19 protein-coding genes are annotated in these 20,429 nt (G+C 63.5%); 10 read left to right on the forward strand and 9 right to left on the reverse strand.

Annotated elements, in window-relative coordinates; translation table 11 throughout:
• Nucleotides 1-29: 29 nt before the first annotated feature.
• From LMTR21_RS18760 to LMTR21_RS18770, 3 genes are read left to right on the forward strand one after another with little or no spacing between them, the layout of a single operon-like run.
• Entirely contained in the window at nt 30-701 is a 672-nt protein-coding gene (locus tag LMTR21_RS18760; RefSeq protein WP_065755018.1) for an amino acid ABC transporter permease, read from the forward strand.
• Nucleotides 698-1,357: an amino acid ABC transporter permease gene (locus LMTR21_RS18765; RefSeq protein ID WP_065755017.1), complete on the forward strand. Its 660-nt coding sequence runs from the start codon at nt 698-700 to the stop codon at nt 1,355-1,357. The genes LMTR21_RS18760 and LMTR21_RS18765 overlap by 4 nt, the downstream gene beginning before the upstream one ends.
• On the forward strand, nt 1,335-2,063 hold the full coding sequence (locus tag LMTR21_RS18770) for an amino acid ABC transporter ATP-binding protein (protein WP_065755016.1): 729 nt from the start codon (nt 1,335-1,337) through the stop codon (nt 2,061-2,063). Before LMTR21_RS18765 ends, LMTR21_RS18770 begins: the two co-directional genes overlap by 23 nt.
• Here the strand turns inward: LMTR21_RS18770 and LMTR21_RS18775 are convergent.
• Nucleotides 2,060-2,602 (reverse strand): CDP-alcohol phosphatidyltransferase family protein, encoded by a 543-nt coding sequence (locus tag LMTR21_RS18775; RefSeq protein ID WP_065755015.1) that lies wholly within the window; start codon nt 2,600-2,602, stop codon nt 2,060-2,062. The two genes, LMTR21_RS18770 and LMTR21_RS18775, sit on opposite strands and share 4 nt — an antisense overlap.
• Nucleotides 2,603-2,752: 150 nt before the next feature.
• Between LMTR21_RS18775 and purM the strand changes: the two genes are divergently transcribed.
• From purM to LMTR21_RS18790, 3 genes are read left to right on the forward strand one after another with little or no spacing between them, the layout of a single operon-like run.
• The gene (gene purM / locus LMTR21_RS18780; protein WP_065755014.1) at nt 2,753-3,826 is read left to right on the forward strand and encodes a phosphoribosylformylglycinamidine cyclo-ligase; all 1,074 of its coding nucleotides are present in this window, start codon (nt 2,753-2,755) and stop codon (nt 3,824-3,826) included.
• Entirely contained in the window at nt 3,823-4,476 is a 654-nt protein-coding gene (gene purN / locus LMTR21_RS18785; protein WP_065755013.1) for a phosphoribosylglycinamide formyltransferase, read from the forward strand. Before purM ends, purN begins: the two co-directional genes overlap by 4 nt.
• A 51-nt stretch (nt 4,477-4,527) precedes the next feature.
• Entirely contained in the window at nt 4,528-5,259 is a 732-nt protein-coding gene (locus tag LMTR21_RS18790; protein ID WP_065755292.1) for a glutathione S-transferase family protein, read from the forward strand.
• 59 nt (nt 5,260-5,318) lie between these two features.
• Here the strand turns inward: LMTR21_RS18790 and LMTR21_RS18795 are convergent, their stop codons facing one another.
• Complete coding sequence (locus LMTR21_RS18795) at nt 5,319-5,522, reverse strand: cold-shock protein (RefSeq protein WP_057857829.1); 204 nt, start codon at nt 5,520-5,522, stop codon at nt 5,319-5,321.
• A gap of 367 nt (nt 5,523-5,889) precedes the next feature.
• On the opposite strand from LMTR21_RS18795, the gene LMTR21_RS18800 reads away from it, so the two are divergent.
• Nucleotides 5,890-7,029, forward strand: a complete 1,140-nt coding sequence (locus LMTR21_RS18800; RefSeq protein WP_065755291.1) for an autotransporter outer membrane beta-barrel domain-containing protein — start codon at nt 5,890-5,892, stop codon at nt 7,027-7,029.
• Nucleotides 7,030-7,256: 227 nt separating this feature from the next.
• On the opposite strand, the gene rnd is transcribed toward LMTR21_RS18800, so the two are convergent.
• The 4 genes from rnd to LMTR21_RS18820 all read right to left on the reverse strand — a co-directional run bounded on the left by rnd (nt 7,257) and on the right by LMTR21_RS18820 (nt 11,091).
• Nucleotides 7,257-8,405 (reverse strand): ribonuclease D, encoded by a 1,149-nt coding sequence (gene rnd, locus LMTR21_RS18805; protein WP_065755012.1) that lies wholly within the window; start codon nt 8,403-8,405, stop codon nt 7,257-7,259.
• Nucleotides 8,406-8,577: 172 nt separating this feature from the next.
• Nucleotides 8,578-9,003, reverse strand: a complete 426-nt coding sequence (locus LMTR21_RS18810; RefSeq protein WP_065755011.1) for a hypothetical protein — start codon at nt 9,001-9,003, stop codon at nt 8,578-8,580.
• Nucleotides 9,004-9,012: 9 nt separating this feature from the next.
• Entirely contained in the window at nt 9,013-9,267 is a 255-nt protein-coding gene (locus LMTR21_RS18815; protein WP_065755010.1) for a type II toxin-antitoxin system prevent-host-death family antitoxin, read from the reverse strand.
• A gap of 351 nt (nt 9,268-9,618) precedes the next feature.
• Nucleotides 9,619-11,091, reverse strand: coding sequence for a protein adenylyltransferase SelO (locus tag LMTR21_RS18820; RefSeq protein WP_065755009.1), 1,473 nt, complete (start codon nt 11,089-11,091; stop codon nt 9,619-9,621).
• Between the two features lie 193 nt (nt 11,092-11,284).
• Between LMTR21_RS18820 and aspS the strand changes: the two genes are divergently transcribed.
• Nucleotides 11,285-13,060: an aspartate--tRNA ligase gene (gene aspS / locus LMTR21_RS18825; RefSeq protein ID WP_065755008.1), complete on the forward strand. Its 1,776-nt coding sequence runs from the start codon at nt 11,285-11,287 to the stop codon at nt 13,058-13,060.
• A 1-nt stretch (nt 13,061) separates the two neighbouring features.
• On the opposite strand, the gene LMTR21_RS18830 is transcribed toward aspS, so the two are convergent.
• Nucleotides 13,062-15,044, reverse strand: a complete 1,983-nt coding sequence (locus LMTR21_RS18830; RefSeq protein WP_065755007.1) for a hypothetical protein — start codon at nt 15,042-15,044, stop codon at nt 13,062-13,064.
• Between the two features lie 259 nt (nt 15,045-15,303).
• Between LMTR21_RS18830 and LMTR21_RS18835 the strand changes: the two genes are divergently transcribed.
• Both LMTR21_RS18835 and LMTR21_RS18840 read left to right on the forward strand, forming a co-directional pair.
• Nucleotides 15,304-17,613 carry an NADP-dependent malic enzyme gene (locus tag LMTR21_RS18835; RefSeq protein WP_065755006.1) on the forward strand — a complete coding sequence of 770 codons (2,310 nt, stop codon included), beginning with the start codon at nt 15,304-15,306 and terminating at the stop codon, nt 17,611-17,613.
• Nucleotides 17,614-17,903: 290 nt separating this feature from the next.
• Complete coding sequence (locus LMTR21_RS18840) at nt 17,904-18,356, forward strand: DoxX family protein (protein ID WP_065755290.1); 453 nt, start codon at nt 17,904-17,906, stop codon at nt 18,354-18,356.
• Nucleotides 18,357-18,363: 7 nt separating this feature from the next.
• Here the strand turns inward: LMTR21_RS18840 and LMTR21_RS18845 are convergent, their stop codons facing one another.
• Together LMTR21_RS18845 and LMTR21_RS18850 are read right to left on the reverse strand one after the other, a co-directional pair.
• Nucleotides 18,364-19,782 carry a TRAP transporter large permease gene (locus tag LMTR21_RS18845; RefSeq protein WP_065755005.1) on the reverse strand — a complete coding sequence of 473 codons (1,419 nt, stop codon included), beginning with the start codon at nt 19,780-19,782 and terminating at the stop codon, nt 18,364-18,366.
• The gene (locus tag LMTR21_RS18850) at nt 19,779-20,372 is read right to left on the reverse strand and encodes a TRAP transporter small permease subunit (RefSeq protein WP_065755004.1); all 594 of its coding nucleotides are present in this window, start codon (nt 20,370-20,372) and stop codon (nt 19,779-19,781) included. Before LMTR21_RS18850 ends, LMTR21_RS18845 begins: the two co-directional genes overlap by 4 nt.
• Nucleotides 20,373-20,429: the final 57 nt, after the last annotated feature.

The following is a 20,429-nucleotide window of genomic DNA, read 5'->3' on the forward strand; positions in this document are numbered from 1 at the left end:
TCCGGCCCGGCCGCCCGTAGAGGCCGTCCATGACCTATAATTTCGATTTCGGCTGGCTGCTGGTCTATTACCCGCAGATACTGCATGGCATCGCGATCACCATCGAGCTGATCGTCGTCGCCGCCACGGTCGGGATCACGGTCGGCATCTGCTGCGCCTGGGTGCGCGCGCTGGGCCCGGCCTGGCTGAAGCCGCCCGTGACGGCCTATGTCGAACTCATCCGCAACACGCCGTTTCTGATCCAGCTCTTCTTCATCTATTTCGGCCTGCCACCGCTCGGCCTGCGCCTCAGCGAGCTGGAGGCTGCCAATCTGGCCATGGTCGTAAACCTCGGCGCCTACAGCTGCGAGATCATCCGCGCCGGAATTCAGGCCACGCCAAAGGGTCAGTTCGAGGCCGGGGCGAGCCTGGCCATGACTCCCTTCGAGACTTTCCGGCATGTGGTCCTCGTCCCCGCGCTGCAGCGGATCTGGCCGGCGCTCTCATCGCAGGTGATCATCGTGATGCTGGGCTCGGCCGTCGTCTCGCAGATAGCCGCCCAGGATCTGAGTTTCGCGACGAACTTCATCCAGTCGCGCACCTTTCGCGCCTTCGAGGCCTATTTCTTCTCGACGGTCCTCTACCTCCTTCTGGCGATCCTGCTGCGCTGGGTGCTGGCGAGGCTTGGCCGGATAATCTTTCCCCGGACGGTTGCGCGATGAGCGACTTCACCATCTGGGACATTGTCCGCAACCTCCTGCTTGCCACGCGCTGGACCGTCGTCCTGTCGATCGCCGCGTTCGTCGGCGGCGGCGTACTCGGGGCCATCTTGCTGTTCTTGCGCATCGGCAAGCGCCGGCTGCTGAGGAATTTCGTGAAATACTACGTCGAGCTGTTCCAGGGCACGCCGCTTCTGATGCAGCTGTTCCTCGCCTTCTTCGGGCTCGGCCTCTTCGGCATCGATGTGCCGGCCTGGGTCGCCGCCGGCGCGGCGCTCACGCTCTGGACGGCCGCTTTCCTGACCGAGATCTGGCGCGGCTGCGTCGAGTCCATCGCCCGCGGCCAATGGGAGGCATCGGCCAGCCTGGCCATGGGCTACGTCCAGCAGATGCGTCATGTGATCCTGCCGCAGGCGCTGCGGGTCGCCGTACCGCCGACCGTCGGATTTCTGGTGCAGGTCATCAAGGGCACGGCGGTCACCTCGATCATCGGCTTCGTCGAATTGTCGAAGGCAGGCACCGAGGTCACCAACGCAACCTTCGAACCCTTCACCGTCTACGGCATCGTCGCGCTGATCTATTTCGCCATGTGCTGGCCCCTGTCGAAGGCGAGCCAGTCGCTCGAGAGGAGGCTCAATGTCGCTCATCGAAATCAATGAGGTCCGCAAGAGCTTCGGCACGAACGAGGTCCTGAAGGGCATCACTATTGCGATCGAGCCCGGCGAGGTCGTCGCCGTCATCGGCAAGAGCGGCTCCGGCAAGTCGACCCTGCTACGGTGCATCAATGGCCTGGAGAGCATCGACGCGGGTTCGATCACGGTTGCCGGCGCGCAGCTTCGACCCGACGAGGCCCATCTGAGGGAGCTGCGGCTGAAAGTCGGCATGATCTTTCAACAATTCAATTTATTTCCGCACCTGAGCGCCGGCGCCAATGTGATGCTTTCGCAGACGGTTGTGAAGAAGACGCCGAAGGGCGAGGCCGAGCGCATCGCGCGCGCTATGCTCGACCGGGTCGGCTTGGCCGAGAAGTTCGACGCCTATCCTGACCAGCTTTCGGGCGGTCAGCAGCAGCGCACGGCGATCGCCCGGGCGCTCGCCATGCAGCCGATCGCCCTTCTTTGCGACGAGATCACCTCGGCCCTCGATCCGGAACTCGTGTCCGAAGTGCTTGCCGTCGTCCGTGCGCTTGCCGCCGACGGCATGACGCTCGTGATGGTTACCCATGAGATGAAATTCGCCCGCGACGTCTGCAATCGCGTGGTCTTCATGCACCAGGGGCGCGTCCACGAAATCGGGCCGCCCGACAAGATCTTTTCCGCGCCGGCTACGCCCGAACTCCAGCAGTTCCTGGGTGTTCAGAGCTAGCGCGCTTCGATCGTGCTCATGTGCCGCACCCACTCGACGAGATAGAGCGAGACGGATACCAGCGTAAAGACGGTTACGAATCCCATCAGGATCACGTCGTACGGCGCCGGCTTGAAGTTGAAGCCGAGCGAGGCCAGCACCAGCGCCGCGAACGCTACCTGCGCCACCGTGTTGAGCTTCGACACCATCAGGGGTTTCATCGGAATCGGTTTATCGAACAGCCATGACACGATTACCGCCGTGACGATCATGATGTCGCGCGACACCACGAGGATGACGAGCCAGCGCGGAACCGCGCCCCAGATGCCGAGAGAGACGAAGATCGAAACCAGCAGCGCCTTGTCGGCGAGCGGGTCGAGCAGGGCGCCGAGTTCGCTCGACATGTTGAAGCGCTTGGCGAGAAAGCCGTCGACGGCATCGCTGACGCCCGCAATGACGAAAATCGCAAACGCAATTTCCATCTGGCTGGAAACGATCGCCCAGACGATAACGGGCACCAGAATGATGCGCCCCAGCGTAATGATATTCGGAATACTCAACTCGGTCGCTTCCCGGCTCCCGGCCTTAGATCCGGCCCCTGGCGGGTTCAGCCGGCTCTTATCTACATAGTATATGCGCCAAGCGCTTGCGAGCCATTGCAGGATCGCTGAATTCCTCGTAACCAGCGGTCATCATACTGGAATTTGGGCATGAACGACCGCAAAAACGGGCTGACTTACGCGGATTCGGGGGTCGATATCGACGCAGGCAACCGCCTGGTCGACCTCATCAAGCCGATGGTGCGCGCCACCGCCCGGGCCGGCGCTGACGCCGAAATCGGCGGATTCGGCGGCCTGTTCGACCTCAAGGCGGCCGGGTTCAAGGATCCGGTGCTGGTGGCGGCGACCGACGGCGTCGGGACCAAGGTCAAGATCGCGATCGAAACCGGCCTGCACGGTGGCATCGGCATCGACCTGGTGGCGATGTCGGTCAATGACCTCGTGGTTCAGGGCGCGGAACCGCTGTTCTTCCTCGACTATTTTGCCTGCGGCAAGCTCGACCCCGAGGCTGCGGTGGCCATCGTGGCCGGTGTCGCCGAGGGCTGCCGGGAATCAGCCTGCGCCCTGATCGGCGGCGAGACCGCCGAAATGCCGGGGCTCTACAAGGACGGCGACTATGACCTGGCGGGCTTCGCGGTCGGGGCGGCCGAGCGCGGCACGCTGCTGCCGAGCGCCGACATCGCCGTGGGCGACGCCGTGATCGGGATGGCCTCGTCGGGCGTTCACTCCAACGGCTTTTCGCTGGTCCGCAAGATCGTGGAAAACTCCGGCATCAGTTTCGATGCCCCGGCGCCGTTCTCGCCGATCATGACGCTGGGCGGCGCGCTGCTGGCGCCGACGCGGCTCTATGTCAAATCCTGCCTGCGCGCGATCCGCGAGACCGGCGCAATCAAGGGCCTCGCCCACATCACCGGCGGCGGCTTCACCGACAACATTCCGCGCGTGCTGCCAAAACATCTGGGGGTCGGCATCGATCTGGCGCGGCTGCCGGTGCTGCCGGTGTTCAAGTGGCTGGCGGAGCAAGGCGGCATCGCCGAGCTCGAATTGCTGCGCACCTTCAACTGCGGCATCGGCATGATCGCGATCGTCAAGCCGGATGCGGTCGAGAAGGTGACGGAGATCCTCACCGAAAGCGGCGAGACCGTCGCCTTGCTCGGTGAGGTGATCCCGGCGGCGGGCGAACATCGCGTGGTCTATAACGGCCATCTCGACCTCGCCCCATGAAACGCCGTGTCGCCATCCTGATCTCGGGGCGCGGATCGAACATGGCCGCGCTGATCGACGCGGCGAAGGCTGCGGACTTTCCGGCCGAGATCGTCACCGTCATCTCCAACCGGGCCGATGCGCTGGGACTGGAGAGGGCGGCTGCGAACGGCATCCCGACTGTGGTCATCGAGAGCAAGCCGTTCGGCAAGGATCGCGCCGGCTTCGAAGCGGTCCTGCAGCGGGCGCTGGAAGAAAACAAGGTCGAGCTGATCTGCCTCGGCGGCTTCATGCGGCTGTTCACCGCCGAGTTCGTGCAGCGCTGGTACGGCAAGATGCTCAACATCCATCCCTCGCTGCTGCCATCCTTTCCGGGACTCGATCCGCACGGCCAGGCGCTGCGGGCCGGCGTGAAGCTCTCGGGCGCGACCGTGCACTTCGTGATTCCGGAAACCGACGCCGGTCCGATCGTGATGCAGGGCGCGGTCGAGGTGGCCGATGACGATACGCCGGAGACGCTGTCGCAGCGCATCCTCGGCATCGAGCATCGCATCTATCCCGAGGCGCTGCGGTTGCTGGCGAGCGGCAAGCTTCGCCTCGAAGGCGACATCTGCAAGACCGCCGGCGGGGCCAGCCGCGACGGCACCCTGATTTCGCCGCGGACGATCTGATACTATCTGCCGGGGCAGGTGCCGCGCTCCGCAGGATATATCGAGGGTTCCATGATCACGCTCTATGGCTCCGGGCCCAATTTCGGCCTTCCCGACGCAAGCCCGTTCGTGACCAAGGCGGAGACCTTGTTGCGGATGTCGAAGCTGCCGTTCGAAAAGGCGCTGATGAGTTTTTCGAAGGCGCCGAAGGGCAAGATTCCCTACATCGAGGACGATGGCCAGTTGCTCGGCGACTCCACGCTGATCCGCTGGCATCTGGAAAAGAAATACGGGATCGATTTCGACCAGGGTCTTTCCGCCGAGCAACTCGCGGTCGCCTGGGCGTTCGAGAAGATGGCGGAGGATAATTTATACTGGGCCAGCGTCTACTTCCGCTGGATGATCGACGACAATTTCCGCAAGGGTCCGGTGAACTTCTTCAAGGACGTGCCTGCGCCGGTCCGGCCCGTCATCGTCTCGATGATCCGCCGCCGCCTGCGCAAGACGTTGCATGGCCAGGGAATCGGCCGTCACTCCGCCGACGAGATCACCGCGATCGGAATCCGGTCGATCGATGCGATGGCAGCCTATCTCGGCGACAAGCTGTTCTTCATGGGCAAGGAGCCCACCGGAATCGACGCTACGATGTTTGCCTTTGCGGTCAGCGCGATCTGTCCGCTGTTCGAATCGGAGTTGCAGCGGGCGGCGGCGGGCCACGCCAATTTGCGGCGGTATGTCGGCCGGATGACTGCGCGATTCTATCCGGAACTCAACGAGATCGCGGGCTGCCAAGCCGCGGCCTGAAATCCAGGGCAACAAAAATCCCCCGGCGAGGCCGGGGGGAAATTTGCATAGACGAAGTCTTAGGTGACCTTGAGGTTTTCCGCTGACGTCTTGCCGCGGTTTTCGACAAGGTCGTACTCAATGTGCTGGTTTTCGTTGAGGGTGGTGAGTCCCGCGCGCTCGACGGCCGAGATGTGGACGAACACGTCCTTCTCGCCGACCGCCGGCTTGATGAACCCATACCCCTTGGTGGGGTTGAACCACTTGACGCTGCCCTTCTGCATCGCCTGTCTCCAAGTTTAGACTAGATACAAAAAAGACGCGGCCACGTTTTCCACGTGCCACGCCACAAACGGGCTCCCCGGTAGCTGCTGGATTTCCTGCTTACGAAACGCACAGTCGAACGGCCTGAATCCGATTGTGCGTCGGATTGCAACACGAAATTCGGGCGTTCGCAAGGTTCTGGCACACACTGGAAACGCGGTCACGATGTCGCGCGAGCTGTGGCAGCCGAACAACAATGACACGTATTCGGCGGCATGCCGGGGGGCTGACCGATTGACCCCTTGGGTAAACCGGGTGCAAATCGTTGCAGTTGATCGGGATTTGCGCATTTTTCGGGCCGCGCTTCTGCCCTTGGGAATGGATTGCATGCGCTGCGCATCGCGGCTTTGGCGGGCACGAAGAAGCGGGATGTGTCGCGCGCTCGCGCGGTTGCTCGCGATCGTGGCCGTACTTGTCGCCGTGATGTCGACGGCGCAGGCGCAATCGCCGACACCCACGCCCACCCCGACCCCCACGCCTTCGCCGACGCCAAGCCCCACACCGACGGTGATCAATTCGACGGTCTCATCCGGTGCGGCGCTGACCAATCTCGGCAGCAATTTCCTGGAGCGGCTGGGCAACCAGTCGAGCAACGGCTTCAACCGCCTGCAGCGAACCAATCCGGGCGGCGGCGGCGCTTCCGAGAGCACGGAAGCCCCGCGCTACCGGACCTGGTTCGAGGCTTATGGGAACTCGACCAGGAACGGCGCGGTCGGCGATTTCGTCGGCGATAAGCGAAAGACCTGGGGCGGTGTGGCCGGGATCGGAGCGCGGGTGGCGCCGGGCATCAATATCGGCTTCTCGGTCGACCAGAGCCGATCAGCAATCGACATTCCGCTGGCGCTGCAATCGGCGACCATCGACCTGACCCAGCTCGGTTTCACGGCGTCCATCGACAGCGGGCCGTGGACCTGGGTCAGCGCGGTGGTGCACGGCTTTGGCAACGTCAACTCGCGCCGCGACACCGGCCTTGGGCTGGCGACCGCCGGATACAATGCGCGGCTCGACGGTGTCCTGAGCGAGATCAGCTATTACTGGTCCAAGGACCAGGGCCGCATCGTGCCGAAGGGTGCGTTCGAATATGTCCGAGCCCAGACCGGGGCGTTGCAGGAGATCGGCGGCCTCGATCCCGTAACGGCGACGGGCGCCACCGTGCAGCGCGCGCGGCTGTTGATCGGCGCCGAGATCGGCCATTACTGGATCTTCGACGGCAAGATCTTGGATCTGTCGGGCTACGGCAAGTTCGTCGACAATGTCGTGCAGAATTTCTCCGACATCACCGTCAGCCAGGGCGTGCAGAGCATTACGTTCCAGGGCATCGGCGAGAGCCGGTACGGCGCGGATGCCGGCGCCTCGGCGTCGCTGAGCCTCACCAACACCGCGCGGCTCTACGTCAATTACGACGCCAAAGTCCGCGCCGCGATGCAGTCGCATCAGGGCACGGTGGGGCTGGAGTTGAAGTGGTGAGGTTCTTCACCCGCCCCTTGAGGGGGTCGAGACGAGCGAAGCTCGCTCTTGGGTCGTCTCACATGGAGCGCAGCGCCATGTGAGACGGGGCGGGGTGGCAGTCTCTCCACTCGGGCACTGTCGGACGTGGAGGGACCGTCACCCCACCCCACCCCACCTCGCCGCGCGTTGCGCGTCGATCCTCCCCCTCCAGGGGAGGATAAGAGCGGGATCGCATCGCGATCCGGCTAAACCCGATCGACCCTGACGACGCGGCCTTTTTCGATCGCGAGCGCCAGCCTTCCGTGCTTCAGCGCAATCGCCGCTTCGCCGAACAATTCGCGGCGCCAGCCGTGCAGGGCCGGAACGTCGGCGTGGTCGTCGGCGGCGATCTGGTCGAGGTCATCGACGGTGGCAATCACCTTGCTGGCGACGGCGTGGCGTTCCGAGGTCATCCGCAGCAGCACCTTCAGGAGCTCGACGGTGGCCGCGCCATTCGAATTGCCGCGCGGCTTTTCGATCTTCGGCAGCGTATGCGGATCGCGGGCGAGGCCGCGCTGGACGGCGGCGATGATATCGGTGCCCCATTTCGAGCGGTCAAAGCCCTTCGGCAGCGAGCGCAGGCTGGCGAGACGCTCCAGCGAGGTCGGGGCGTGGGTGGCGATGTCGCCGACCGCATCGTCCTTCATGACGCGCGAGCGCGGCACGTCGCGGCTTTGCGCTTCCTGCTCGCGCCAGGCCGCGACTTCCATCAGCACCGCGAGTTCCTTGGGCTTGCGCACCCGCGTCTTGAGCCGCTCCCAGGCGCGCTCGGGGTGGAAATCGTAGGTCTTGGGCGAGGTCAGGATTTCCATCTCCTCGCTGACCCAGTCGTTGCGGCCGCGCTTCTTCAGATCGGCGTCGAGCGCTGCGAAGACGTCGCGCAAATGGGTGACGTCGGAGACCGCGTAATGCATCTGCTCGGGCGTCAGCGGCCGGCGCGACCAGTCGGTGAAGCGGTGGGTCTTGTCGGGCCGGTGGCCGGTGACGCGCTCGACGAGCTGGTCATAGGCGATGCTGTCGCCATAGCCGAGCACCATGGCGGCGACCTGGGTATCGAAGATCGGGTGCGGAATGGTGCCGGACTGGTGCCAGACGATTTCGATGTCCTGGCGGGCGGCGTGGAACACCTTCAGCACCGCTTCGTTCCCCATCAACTCGAAGAACGGCTTGAGGTCGATCCCGGGCGCCAGCGTGTCGATCACGACGGCCTCGTCCGGGCTGGCCATCTGCACGACGCAGAGCAGGGGGTAGTAGGTCGTCTCCCGCAGGAACTCGGTGTCGACCGTGATGACCTTGTGCTGTGCGAGCCGGGAGCAGGCGGCGGCGAGGTCGGGAGTGGTAGTAATCAGATCCATGAACAATCCATGACGCGTCGGACAGGCGTTCTGCCGAAAACGCTGATATGTCAAGGGTGTCGCTGTGGATTTGAGCCGTGCATTTGAGCCGGGGCATGGCTTTTTTGCGTCCCAACCGCGGCCGAGCGAGGTCCTTGACCATTTGCGATCTGCCGGTCTTCCAGAATCCGGGTCAGCGGCGTACGGCGCGGCCTCTTTTCTGTCGAGCCAGCTCGAGAAACTTGGCCTTGATCTGTCCGAACAGGCCGGGCGGTATGAAGCCATAGCTGAATACGCCCGGTCGTCCGGGTAGCGGTGACAGGCCGGCATTCGGCCATTCGTCGACGTTGTATTCGGAAACGATAACCCAACTCGGCGCGTCATCGAGGCCAAGGGCATGCTTGACCTTCGTAGGAATTTCGACGCCGACTGTATCGACGTCGGGCGGCGAATGCGTGATCGGCAACAGCACAACAAAGCGCGGCTTCGTCGCACTATCGCTTGCAGCAACGAGGCAGGTCGGACGGTCCTTTCCCTGATCGCGTCCGGCGGCCGCTTCGTGAGACCAGAGATAATCGTAGCGGACGATGAGCCCGGGCTTCGGATGAGGAAGCTTCACGTCGTCGCTTCACTTCAGGAGGTCGTCGAGCTTGGCGTGTTCGACGTCCATTTCGGCCCGCTCCACCGTATCGATAATCACCGACGTTGCATCTGATGTCCGATGGGTGCGCTTGGCGGCAGCCGTGAGCCAATCATATTGCTCAGCCGACATCAGCACGAACTCACGCCGGCCGTGCCGCGTGATCTCCACGGGCTCACGTTGTGCCTGATGCTGAAATTCACCGAACTTGCGCTGGAATTCCAAGGCTGTGGTTTTGACCATTGCCGATCGCCTTCATCGAAATCTCAGGATTGTACGTATAATACATATATGGGGGCAAGGCAATTTGTACAGTGAATTGGACCCGCTGAGGGGGAATTCCAGGCCCGTTACTCGTAACGGATGTGCCGTGACCGGCGCCGGCCCGACGGGATCGCGAGCACGGCGAGACACAGCGCAATCATCACCATTCCCATGAATCCGAAAGCAAAGGCGTCCATGGCAATTCTCCCACAATAATCCGTTAGAGTTGTGGGGAGTGCGTTGACGGGTTCTTAACGGGTGCGGAGTGCGTCGCCGAATGGTGGATGGGCGCTTAAGGATTTGGGTTAACGAGGGTGCGCGTATAGCGCCTCACGTCCCGCAGAACGTCCGCAGCACGCGCTGATCGGGAAGCGGGGGATCCGCGTAGGCCGCGAACTCCGGCTGGTCCTCGTACGGCTTCGACAGCACCGTCAGCAATTCCTCGAACGGCGCGTAGTCGTTGTTGACGGCGGCGGCGATCACGGCCTCGACGCTGTGGTTGCGCGGGATGAAGGCTGGGTTGACGGCCCGCATCGCGGCCTGCCGTTCGCTCGCGGATTGCGGTTCTTCCGCGAGGCGCTTTCGCCATCGTGCGGCCCACTCATCGAACGCGGCGGGCTCTTCGAATTGTGCTCTCACGCTATCGTCGTCCGGATCGGCGACGGCATCGCTCAGGCGGCGGAAGGTGAGGGTGAAGTCGGCCTGGTTCTTCGCCATCGCGTCGAGCAGGTCCTGGATCAACGCTTCGTCGCCGTCGCGCTCGGTGAACAGCCCGATCTTCTGGCGCAGGCCGGCCTGATAGGCGGCGGTGAATTTTTCCGCGAAGTCGCCGAGGATGAATTGCGCCTGTTCGATCGCCTTGTCCTGGTCGTCGGAGAACAGCCGCAGCAGGCATTCGGCGAGCCGGGTCAGATTCCACAGTGCGATGCGCGGCTGGTTGGCGTAGGCGTAGCGGCCCAGTTCGTCGATCGAGGAGAACACCTGCGCGGGGTTGTATTCGTCCATGAAGGCGCAGGGGCCGTAGTCGATGGTCTCGCCCGATATGGACGTGTTGTCGGTGTTCATCACGCCATGGATGAAGCCGATCAGAAGCCAGCGCGCGACGAGATCGGCCTGGCGGGCGACGACGCCTTCGAGCAGCGCGTGATAGGGGCGCTCGGCGTTGGCGATATCCGGATAGTGCCGCGCGATGACATGATCGGCGAGCGCGCGCACGCCGTCGGTGTCGCCGCGGGCGGCGAAGAACTGGAAGGTGCCGACGCGGATGTGGCTTGCGGCGACGCGCGTCAGCACGGCGCCGGGCAGCATGGTTTCGCGCTGAACGCGCTCGCCCGAGGTCACGGCGGCGAGCGAGCGGGTGGTGGGGATGCCAAGCGCAAACATCGCCTCGCTGACGATATATTCGCGCAGGACCGGACCGAGCGCGGCGCGGCCGTCGCCGCGGCGCGAGAACGGGGTCGGCCCGCTTCCCTTGAGCTGGATGTCGCGGCGGACGCCGTCTCTGTCGATGACTTCGCCGAGCAGGATGGCGCGGCCGTCGCCGAGCTGGGGCACGAATTGCCCGAACTGGTGACCGGCATAGGCCATGGCGATCGGATCGGCGCCCTCAGGGACGCGCTTTCCGGCGAGGATTTCCGCGCCCTCAGGGCTATCCAGCACGTCCGGATCCAGCCCGAGATGGACGGCCAAGGCCCGGTTCAGCTTGATCAGCCGGGGGCTGGCTACGGGCGTCGGCGCCACGCGCGCGAAAAAGTTCGCCGGCAGGGCCGAATAGGTGTTCTGGAACGGGAAATGGACGGTCATGACCTAAAGATAGGCGCGGGCGGGGAATAGGCAAACGGTTCAGATGCGGTCGTGCCGAAATGGCCGCTTTTGAGCCGAAAACAGCCCCGCCATTGGTTGCCGCTTCCGGCCGCGTCGGGTAAACCGTCCCGCACTTCGCGCGGGCGCTTTGGCCCCCGATTCTGACCTCCGACATCTGTTTTTTGGGACTTCCATGCATCGCTACCGGTCACATACATGCGGCGCGCTCCGCGACAGCGACATCGGGCAGACCGCCCGCCTTTCCGGCTGGTGCCATCGCATCCGCGACCATGGCGGTGTGCTGTTCATTGACCTGCGCGACCATTACGGCATCACCCAGTGTGTGGCCGACCCGGATTCGCCGGCGTTCAAGGAAGTGGAAAAGTTCCGCTCGGAATGGGTGGTGCGGATCGACGGCAAGGTGCGCAAGCGCCCCGAGGGTACCGACAATCCGGAACTGCCGACCGGCGCCGTGGAAGTTTACGTCAGCGAGATCGAGGTGCTGGGACCTGCCGGCGAACTGCCGCTGCCGGTGTTCGGCGAGCAGGAATATCCTGAAGATATCAGGCTCAAGTACCGCTTCCTCGACCTGCGTCGCGAGAAGCTGCATCAGAACATCATGACCCGCGGCGCCATCGTCGATTCCATGCGCAAGCGGATGAAGGAGCAGGGCTTCTTCGAGTTCCAGACCCCGATCCTGACGGCGTCCTCGCCGGAAGGCGCGCGCGACTTCCTGGTGCCCTCGCGCATCCATCCCGGCAAGTTCTATGCGCTGCCGCAGGCGCCGCAGCAGTACAAGCAGCTCTTGATGATGTCGGGCTTCGACCGCTACTTCCAGATCGCGCCGTGCTTCCGCGACGAGGACCCGCGCGCCGACCGCCTGCCGGGCGAGTTCTATCAGCTCGACCTCGAAATGAGCTTTGTCGAGCAGGAAGATGTGTTCGCGGCCGTCGAGCCCGTCATGACCGGTGTGTTCGAGGAATTCGCCAAGGGCAAGCCGGTGACCAAAGGCTGGCCGCGGATTCCCTTCGCCGAGGCGCTGAAGAAATACGGCAGCGACAAGCCGGACCTGCGCAACCCGATCGTCATGCAGGACGTCTCCGAGCACTTCCGCGGCTCCGGCTTCAAGGTGTTCGCGCGGATGCTGGAAGACCCGAAGAACCAGGTCTGGGCGATCCCCGGCACGGGCGGCGGCTCACGCGCGTTTTGCGACCGCATGAACTCGTGGGCGCAGGGTGAAGGCCAGCCCGGCCTCGGCTACATCATGTGGCGCGAGGGCGGCGAGGGTGCGGGTCCGCTCGCCAACAACATCGGTGCGGAGCGGACGGCGGCGATCCGCGCGCAGTTGGGCTTGAAGGAGGGCGACGCGGCGTTCTTCGTCGCCGGCGATCCGGAAAAATTCTGGAAGTTTTCAGGTCTCGCCCGCACCAAGGTGGGCGAGGAATTGAACCTGATCGACAAGGAGCGGTTCGAGCTTGCCTGGATCGTCGACTTCCCGATGTACGAGTACAACGAGGAAGACAAGAAGGTCGACTTCTCGCATAACCCATTCTCGATGCCGCAGGGCGGCCTCGATGCGCTCAAGGGGCAGGACCCGCTGACCATCAAGGCGTTCCAGTACGACATCACCTGCAACGGCTACGAGATCGCCTCCGGCGGCATCCGCAACCACAAGCCGGAAGCGATGGTGAAGGCGTTCGAGATCGCAGGTTATGGCGAGAAGGACGTCGTCGAGCGTTTCGGCGGCATGTATCGCGCGTTCCAGTATGGCGCTCCGCCGCATGGCGGCATGGCGGCCGGCGTCGACCGCATCGTGATGCTGCTCTGCGGCACCACGAATTTGCGCGAGATCTCGCTGTTCCCGATGAACCAGCAGGCGGTCGACCTGCTGATGGGTGCGCCATCGGAGGTCACCACCAAGCAGCTCCGCGAGCTCCATATCCGGCTCAACCTGCCGGACAAGGGCTAGCTCACAGCCCCGTCGAAGCCTCGATCTTGAATTGCGCCAGCGCGAGGAGCGGATCGGTCTTCAGCATCTGGAATAGCTGCATCGCCGGTACCTTGTCTGAAGGCGTGAGCTTGATGACAAGCGTTTGTCCCGGGCTTTCGACAAAACGCGCGAGCGCCTGCACGGCGTTCGCGGCATCGGGGTTGGCCGCGGCCACGTCCTGGCTGCTGGCCCTGATGCCTTCGACAATCGCTTGCCGAGCGGCGTCGCGGCTGATGTTCTGGGCCCGGGCGTACTGGACGACCCCGACATCAACGCTGCCGAGATCGCGCACCGTCAGCTCGATTGCGCCGGCCTCGATCTGTGCTGCCGCACCTATCGCCTGAGCCGCGTTGGCCGAAAAGGTCTGCCGCGGCACGTTGGTAAGTGCGATCCGCGCCGATGCGTTCAGGAGCCCGCCGATCTCGAGCTTCGGGACCTCGACGACGAACCCGCGGGCCGCCTCGGTCCACTCCAGGCCGATATCGCCATCCGCCGCTAGCTTGTCCAGCCCAGCCGCAATGAGCGGCTTCATGGCGGGATCGCTCGCGTCGACCGGCGTGGTCATTTTTGCAATCAGGCGTGCCTTGCTCGGAATCGGGCCGACGAATTGCCCCCAGCTCATATCGAAGCCGTCGAGGTTGACGAACTTGCCGGTGTTCTTGAAGGGCGCCGTCACGCCCTTGATCTCGACGCCCTCAATCAGCGGAAACAGTCCTGCGATCAGTTCGGGCGAGGCGGGTTGTCCGGGGCCAGCGAACTGCGCCGAGATGCGCATGAAGTTGGCGATATCCAGCGATTTCAGCGCGAAGCGTCCGAGCTTGACGGGGCCTTTCGGCGTATTTGCATCAAGGCCTTCAAATGCAAACTCACCGACCTTGCCGTTCTCCAGGTTGAACCTGATCGTCGCGAGCTTGAATGGGCCCTGCGGTGTTTCGGCTGAGAGGCCGCGCATCTCGGCCGTTCCGATCCGCATGCCTTCGTAGATCGCGGCCGCCTTTTCAAGCAGCTCACGCGCTTGCGCGGGCGAAGGCTGCGGGGTTCCTCCGGCCGCCTGGATCGTCGCGAGCAGCGACGGCAATTGCACCCGCGACGGACGTACGCCGACCTCGTCGATCGTCATCGCGTCGATACGCATGCGAAGTCCGAGCGCGGAAGTCACGGTGTAGGGACCGGCCGTCGTCTTGCCGTAGGCACGGATATAGCGATCGTCATTCGCCTTTTGCGGATCCAGGATGGCGGTGAGCGCCGCTATATCGAAGTCGCTCGAGGCGAGTTTGAGCATTTCGCCGGTCATCTTGTCGGCCTTGCCGGCCTGCTGCGTGTTGACCGTAAAATTGACCCGCTCGATCTGCATGCTGTCGATCTTGCCCGCCTTGATGTCGCGCAGCGCCGTGCCGGAATAGGCGAACTCGCCCGACATGGCCGGGCCGAAGTTGATCGTTCCCGTGACGCCCGGAGCTTCGAGCGATGTCGCCGAGACCGTTGCGAATTGCTCCAGCGCAAATCGATACACGTCGATGACGGATGCGGAAGCCTGGGGCCGCTGCAGGCTCGCCGGACCGGAGTAGTCCTTCATGACCAGCCGCGGCATCTTGTAGGTCAGGTTCCCACCGGTGGGACCCGCGATGCTGACGCCGAACTCGACGTCCGCCGCTTCGATGCTGTCGGCCGAGAACCGGCCCGTATCCGGCTGACTGACACCCGAGGCGACGATGCTGGCGATCTTCATGCGGACCGGCGGCTGCGTTGCCGATTCGGTCTGGATGTCGGCGATGGTGACGGTTCGGCTCTTCAGGTCGAACGACACCTTGCCGTGGCTTGCCTTGCCGCCGCCGGCTCTGAGCTGCTCGAACGCGGCGTCGACTTCGCCCGCGACGCGTTGCTGCGTGTAGAACTCGAAGCCGAAGTAGCCGCCCACCGCGATCACGACCGCGGCGACCAGGCCCAGCAATATCTTTACCATTAGTTGTGCTCCGGACGCCGACGTCAGCGGGAGGCAAAATTGCCACAATGTCGGTCAAGGGGACGGGTAGGGAGGATATTATGCTACCGGCTTTGCCGCGTTGCGTCGATGCCCCCTGTTGATGGGAATGCGCTCGGATGTTGATCCAAGTGGTTGCCCGTGCTTCACATCCGGCTCAATCTGCCGCAAAACTAACGGTTCACATGAAGACCGGCCTCGGCACGTATTTCGGGGTCGTTGAAGCCCGTGGGGGGAGTGTATGTCGTCCTATTCCGAAGAGCTCCATTCCGCGGCGCTTGCGTATCACCGGCTGCCGCGCCCGGGTAAACTCGAGATCCAGGCGACCAAGCCGCTCGCCAACCAGCGCGACCTCGCACTGGCCTATTCGCCCGGCGTTGCGGCCGCCTGTACCGAAATCGCCAACAATCCGGCGGAAGCGGCGGCACTGACCTCGCGGGCGAATTTGGTGGCCGTGGTTTCCAACGGTACCGCGGTGCTGGGGCTCGGCAATATCGGCCCGCTCGCCTCGAAGCCCGTCATGGAGGGCAAGGCGGTCCTGTTCAAGAAATTCGCCGGGATCGACGTCTTCGACATCGAGATCGCCGCCGACACCATCGAACGCGTGGTCGAGACGGTGGCCGCGCTGGAGCCGACCTTCGGCGGCATCAATCTGGAGGACATCAAGGGACCGGAGTGCTTCGAGATCGAGGCGCAGCTCAAGGAGCGCATGAAGATCCCGGTGTTCCATGATGACCAGCATGGAACGGCGATCATCGTCGGCGCCGCCATCGTCAACGCGCTGCTGCTGAACGGCAAGAAGTTGTCGGATGTGAAGATCGTCTGCTCCGGCGCCGGCGCCGCCGCGATCGCGTGCCTCAATCTCCTGGTGTCGATGGGCGCGCAGCGCAAGAACATCTGGGTCTGCGACATCGACGGCGTCGTGCATGAGGGCCGCAACACGCTGATGGATCGCTGGAAGGCGGTCTACGCGCAGAAGACCAGCGCACGCGTGCTGGCGGATGTGATCGGCGGCGCGGATATCTTCCTGGGGCTTTCAGCGCCGAACGTGCTGAAACCCGAGATGGTCCAGTCGATGGCCGACAATCCGCTGGTGATGGCGCTTGCCAATCCGAACCCGGAAATCATGCCGGACGAGGCGCGGAAAGCGCGGCCCGATGCGATGATCTGCACCGGGCGTTCCGACTTTCCGAACCAGGTCAACAATGTCCTGTGCTTCCCGTTCATCTTCCGCGGCGCGCTCGATGTCGGCGCCACCGGGATCAACGAGGAAATGAAACATGCGGCCGTCGACGCGATCGCGCAGCTCGCGCGCGATCCGCCGTCGGATGCAGTGGCCCAGGGTTTTGACAGCGGCGAGGCGCAAGGGTTCGGCCCGGGCTCGCTGATCCCGAGCCCGTTCGATCCGCGGCTGATCCTGCGCATTGCGCCTGCGGTGGCGAAGGCTGCGATGGACTCCGGCGTGGCGACGCGTCCAATCAAGAATTTCGAGGAATACACCGCGCTGCTCGAGCGCTTTGCCTTCCGCTCCGGCCTGACCATGAAGCCGGTATTCGCCAAGGCAAAGACCCAACCGGTTCGCGTGATCTATGCCGAGGGCGAGGACCAGCGCGTGCTGCGCGCGACGCAGGTCGTGCTGGAGGAGAAACTGGCGCGGCCGATCCTGGTCGGGCGGCCTTCGGTGGTCGAAGCGCGGCTCAAGCGGTTCGGCCTCTCGATCAAGGCCGGGAAGGATTTCGATCTCGTCAATCCCGAGGATGATCCGCGCTACCGCTCCTATGTGCAGACCTATATCGACGTCGCCGGACGGCGCGGCGTCACGCCCGAGGCGGCGCGTACCGTGGTTCGCACCAACAACACCGTGATCGCGGCGCTGGCGGTGATGCGCGGTGAAGCCGATGCCATGATCTGCGGCGTCGAAGGTCGCTATATGAGCCATCTGCGCCACGTCCGCGAGATCATCGGGTTCCTTCCCGGTGTCAGCGATTTTGCGGCACTGGCGATGATGATCACCAGCAAGGGTTCCTATTTCATCGCCGATACGCAGGTGCGGCCCAATCCGAGCGCCGAAGAACTCGCGGAAGTCGCCTCGCTGGCTTCGATCCACGTGCAACGGTTCAACATGAAGCCGCGCGTCGCGTTCGTGTCACATTCCGACTTCGGAAGTTATGATACCGACTCCTCGCGCAAGATGCGCCGCGCCACTGCGCTGCTGAAGGAAAAGCACCCGGAGATCGAGGCCGACGGCGAGATGCAGGGCGACACCGCGCTCTCGGCTGCCGCGCGAAAACTCGTGCTGCCGCATTCGAAGCTGGAAGGCGACGCCAATATCCTGATCATGCCGAGCCTCGATACCGCCAACGTCGCCTACCAGATGATCAAGACACTGGCGGACGCGCTGCCGGTGGGCCCGATCCTGATCGGTCCGGCGCGTCCGGCGCATATCCTCACACCCGGCGTGACGGCGCGCGGCGTGCTCAACATGACGGCGGTGGCTGCCGTCGAAGCCCAGGAGCGTGCCGGTCGTCAGCAGCCGACCCTGTTCGGCTAGATCGCGGCTAAGATTGATTCAAAATCGGGATTTAGCCTCTTGTTCTGACGCGCTTTCTTCGAGCGAAATCCCGCCGCCCCGGCTCAAGTCCGGGGAGGCATGCTGTGCGCAAAATGCTATGATCAAGAAAGCGCCTTGGTTCTGCTTCTATCAGTATGTCTGGTGGAGCCGCGCGCAGGCCACCTGCGCGGACGGTTTCGATTTGAGCGTTTGAAAAGCGGACACGAAACGCCCATAATCGTTTCGCGCCGCCTGCTATCTTTTGCATGCCATTCAGTGAGGCCGATCCCATGCCAGCGTTAGTTACCTTCGGGCGAGTCCTGTTCGCCGTGCTCTTCATGTACACGGGGGCGACCAAGCTTTTCGCGATCCAGCAGACGGCGGACTTCATTGCATCGAAGGTGGCCATTCCGACGGTGCTTATGCCCTATGCCTCGCAGATCGAAACCATGACGGGCATGCCGATGCCGCAATTGCTGGCGATGGGCGTCGGCGGATTCGAGATTCTTGCCGGGTTGATGATCGCGGTCAATTTCGGCGCGCGTTTCTTTGCGATTCTGCTGATCTTCTTCGTGATCGCCACGACCTTCTACTTCCACGATTTCTGGAATCAGCCGGCGCCCGAGAATGCCAAGACGCTGATCGACGCGCTGAAGAATCTCTCGATCATCGGCGCCCTGTTCATGATCGCGGGCTACGGCAAGGGGCCGCGGCCGAATGAGCCGGCCTACGGGGATATCTGAACCGAAGTCAGAAATTCCGGATCGCAACACGTGAACCGTCGAGCACTGTCGCAGCGTTCTGCGGCGGCGCGACCTGCTCGATCTGCGCGGTGCGGGCCGCGATTCGGCGCGCCTGCAGCCAGTTCGGGAACCACATCGCGATCGCCGGGAAGATCAGCACCAGCGCCACGCAGGCGACCTGCAGCACCATGAAGTCGGCCATGCCGCGGTAGATCAGCCGCAGATTCCATTCCTTGACGACCTGCTTGAGATAATAGGCCGACATGGCGACAGGCGGTGACAGGAACGCGGTTTGCAGCACGACCGCGACGATGCATCCGAACCAGACCATGTCGTAGCCTAGGCCCTTGGCGACGGGCGCGAGCATCGGCAGGAAGATGAAGACGATGGCCGGCCATTCGAACGGCCAGCCGAGCAGGAAGATCAGGGTCAGGAGCAGGGACATCGTGCCCCAGGACGGCAGCGGCGAAGCGAGCAGAGCCTTGGTCATCCAGCTCGCCGTGCCGAGCCATGCGAACACGGCGCCGAACACGTTGGAGGCGACCGCGAGCAGCAGCACCATGCTGGTGGTCGCGAGCGTGGCATAGCAAGCATCCAGCAACCCCCGCAATGTGAACTTGCCATAGGCGATGACGAGCAGGATCGCGCCGAGCGCGCCGAACGCTGCCGCTTCCGCGGCCGTCGTGATGCCGGCGAGGATGGCGCCGAGCGTCACGATCGTCAGCACGGTTACCGGCACGAGGCCGACCAGGCATTCCCACAGCACGATCCGCATCGACTCCGGCCGCTCCTCGACCGGCACCGGCGGCCCGAGCTTCGGATTGAAGTAACAGCGGATCAGGGTGTAGGCGATGAACATCGCCGACAGCAGGAAGCCGGGGCCGAACGCCGCCGCATAGAGATCGATGATCGAGATGTCGAGCACCGGCGCCATTACGACCAGCATCACGGACGGCGGAATCAGAATGCCGAGCGTGCCGCCGGCGGCGATGGAGCCGGCCGACATGCGCACATCGTAGCCGGAGCGGATCATCATCGGCCCGGCCATGATGCCGAGCAGGGCGACGGTTGCGCCGACGGTTCCGGCGGCGATCCCGAACAGCGTCGCGGTCAGGATGACGACCACGTAGAGTGCGCCATTCAGCGGCGCGAACAGATCGCGGAACGCCTTGAACAGCCGCTCCATGAGGCCGGCCTGGTCGCAGATGAACCCCATCAGGATGAACATCGGCACCGCGACGAGTTCGTCCTGTTTCATCAGGCCGATGGTTTGCAGGTAGGCGAGGTTGAAGACGCGCTCGCCCATGCCGATATAGCCGAATGACAGCGCGAGAAATAACAGCGTGAAGCTGATCGGCAGGCCGATGAAGATCACTCCCAGCATCACCAGGAGCATGACTAATCCGAGGAGCTCGAGGCCGGTCATATCTCGACCTTTTCCCTGTGCACGAATTCGCGACCGAACCGAACCTGGTACCAGCACTTCAGTACCTCGGAGACGCCCTGGATCATGAGAAGGAGGGCGGCCAGCGGGATCGTGGCGCGGAACGGCCACATGATCGCCCGCCACACGCTCTCCTGCGATCGTTCGCCGGTGTCGTAGGAATGCCATGCGTCGTCGATGCTGATCAGCATGAACGTGATCATGGCCGGATAGAAAAACACCAGATAGGAGATCAGGTCGACGACGCCCTTCTTCCGCTCCGAGTAGTTCTCCCAATAGATGTCGGTGCGAACATGGGCGCCCTTCAGCAGCGCATAGGCCGCGCCGAGCATGAAGGCGGCGCCATTGGCCATGAAGCTCGATTCATAAACCCAGACGGTCGGTGCGCCGAACCCGTAACGCATGACGACCTCGTAGGAGATCGTCAACATGAGGAACAGCATCGTCATGGAGATGAGCTTGCCGGTGACGTCCGTGAAGCGATCGATTGCGCGAATGATCGCGTAGAACGCGCGCGGGAATTGCGCGCCCGCATTGTCCGGGGCCGAAGCACTTGCGACGTCCGACGACATGATCGCTCCTCTTGAGGCAGTGCTGGCGTCCAGACGTTGCGGACGCCAGCAGCTTCG

The organism is Bradyrhizobium paxllaeri (assembly GCF_001693515.2).
GTDB lineage: Bacteria > Pseudomonadota > Alphaproteobacteria > Rhizobiales > Xanthobacteraceae > Bradyrhizobium > Bradyrhizobium paxllaeri.

What these genes read in the sequence shown, in the direction of transcription:
- LMTR21_RS18760 (WP_065755018.1), top strand. Translation starts at nt 30, where the DNA reads ATGACCTATAATTTCGATTTCGGCTGGCTGCTGGTCTATTACCCGCAG.
- LMTR21_RS18765 (WP_065755017.1), top strand. Translation starts at nt 698, where the DNA reads ATGAGCGACTTCACCATCTGGGACATTGTCCGCAACCTCCTGCTTGCC.
- LMTR21_RS18770 (WP_065755016.1), top strand. Translation starts at nt 1,335, where the DNA reads ATGTCGCTCATCGAAATCAATGAGGTCCGCAAGAGCTTCGGCACGAAC.
- purM (WP_065755014.1), top strand. Translation starts at nt 2,753, where the DNA reads ATGAACGACCGCAAAAACGGGCTGACTTACGCGGATTCGGGGGTCGAT.
- purN (WP_065755013.1), top strand. Translation starts at nt 3,823, where the DNA reads ATGAAACGCCGTGTCGCCATCCTGATCTCGGGGCGCGGATCGAACATG.
- LMTR21_RS18790 (WP_065755292.1), top strand. Translation starts at nt 4,528, where the DNA reads ATGATCACGCTCTATGGCTCCGGGCCCAATTTCGGCCTTCCCGACGCA.
- LMTR21_RS18795 (WP_057857829.1), bottom strand. Translation starts at nt 5,522, where the DNA reads ATGCAGAAGGGCAGCGTCAAGTGGTTCAACCCCACCAAGGGGTATGGG.
- LMTR21_RS18800 (WP_065755291.1), top strand. Translation starts at nt 5,890, where the DNA reads ATGCGCTGCGCATCGCGGCTTTGGCGGGCACGAAGAAGCGGGATGTGT.
- rnd (WP_065755012.1), bottom strand. Translation starts at nt 8,405, where the DNA reads ATGGATCTGATTACTACCACTCCCGACCTCGCCGCCGCCTGCTCCCGG.
- LMTR21_RS18815 (WP_065755010.1), bottom strand. Translation starts at nt 9,267, where the DNA reads ATGGTCAAAACCACAGCCTTGGAATTCCAGCGCAAGTTCGGTGAATTT.
- LMTR21_RS18820 (WP_065755009.1), bottom strand. Translation starts at nt 11,091, where the DNA reads ATGACCGTCCATTTCCCGTTCCAGAACACCTATTCGGCCCTGCCGGCG.
- aspS (WP_065755008.1), top strand. Translation starts at nt 11,285, where the DNA reads ATGCATCGCTACCGGTCACATACATGCGGCGCGCTCCGCGACAGCGAC.
- LMTR21_RS18830 (WP_065755007.1), bottom strand. Translation starts at nt 15,044, where the DNA reads ATGGTAAAGATATTGCTGGGCCTGGTCGCCGCGGTCGTGATCGCGGTG.
- LMTR21_RS18835 (WP_065755006.1), top strand. Translation starts at nt 15,304, where the DNA reads ATGTCGTCCTATTCCGAAGAGCTCCATTCCGCGGCGCTTGCGTATCAC.
- LMTR21_RS18840 (WP_065755290.1), top strand. Translation starts at nt 17,904, where the DNA reads ATGCCAGCGTTAGTTACCTTCGGGCGAGTCCTGTTCGCCGTGCTCTTC.
- LMTR21_RS18845 (WP_065755005.1), bottom strand. Translation starts at nt 19,782, where the DNA reads ATGACCGGCCTCGAGCTCCTCGGATTAGTCATGCTCCTGGTGATGCTG.
- LMTR21_RS18850 (WP_065755004.1), bottom strand. Translation starts at nt 20,372, where the DNA reads ATGTCGTCGGACGTCGCAAGTGCTTCGGCCCCGGACAATGCGGGCGCG.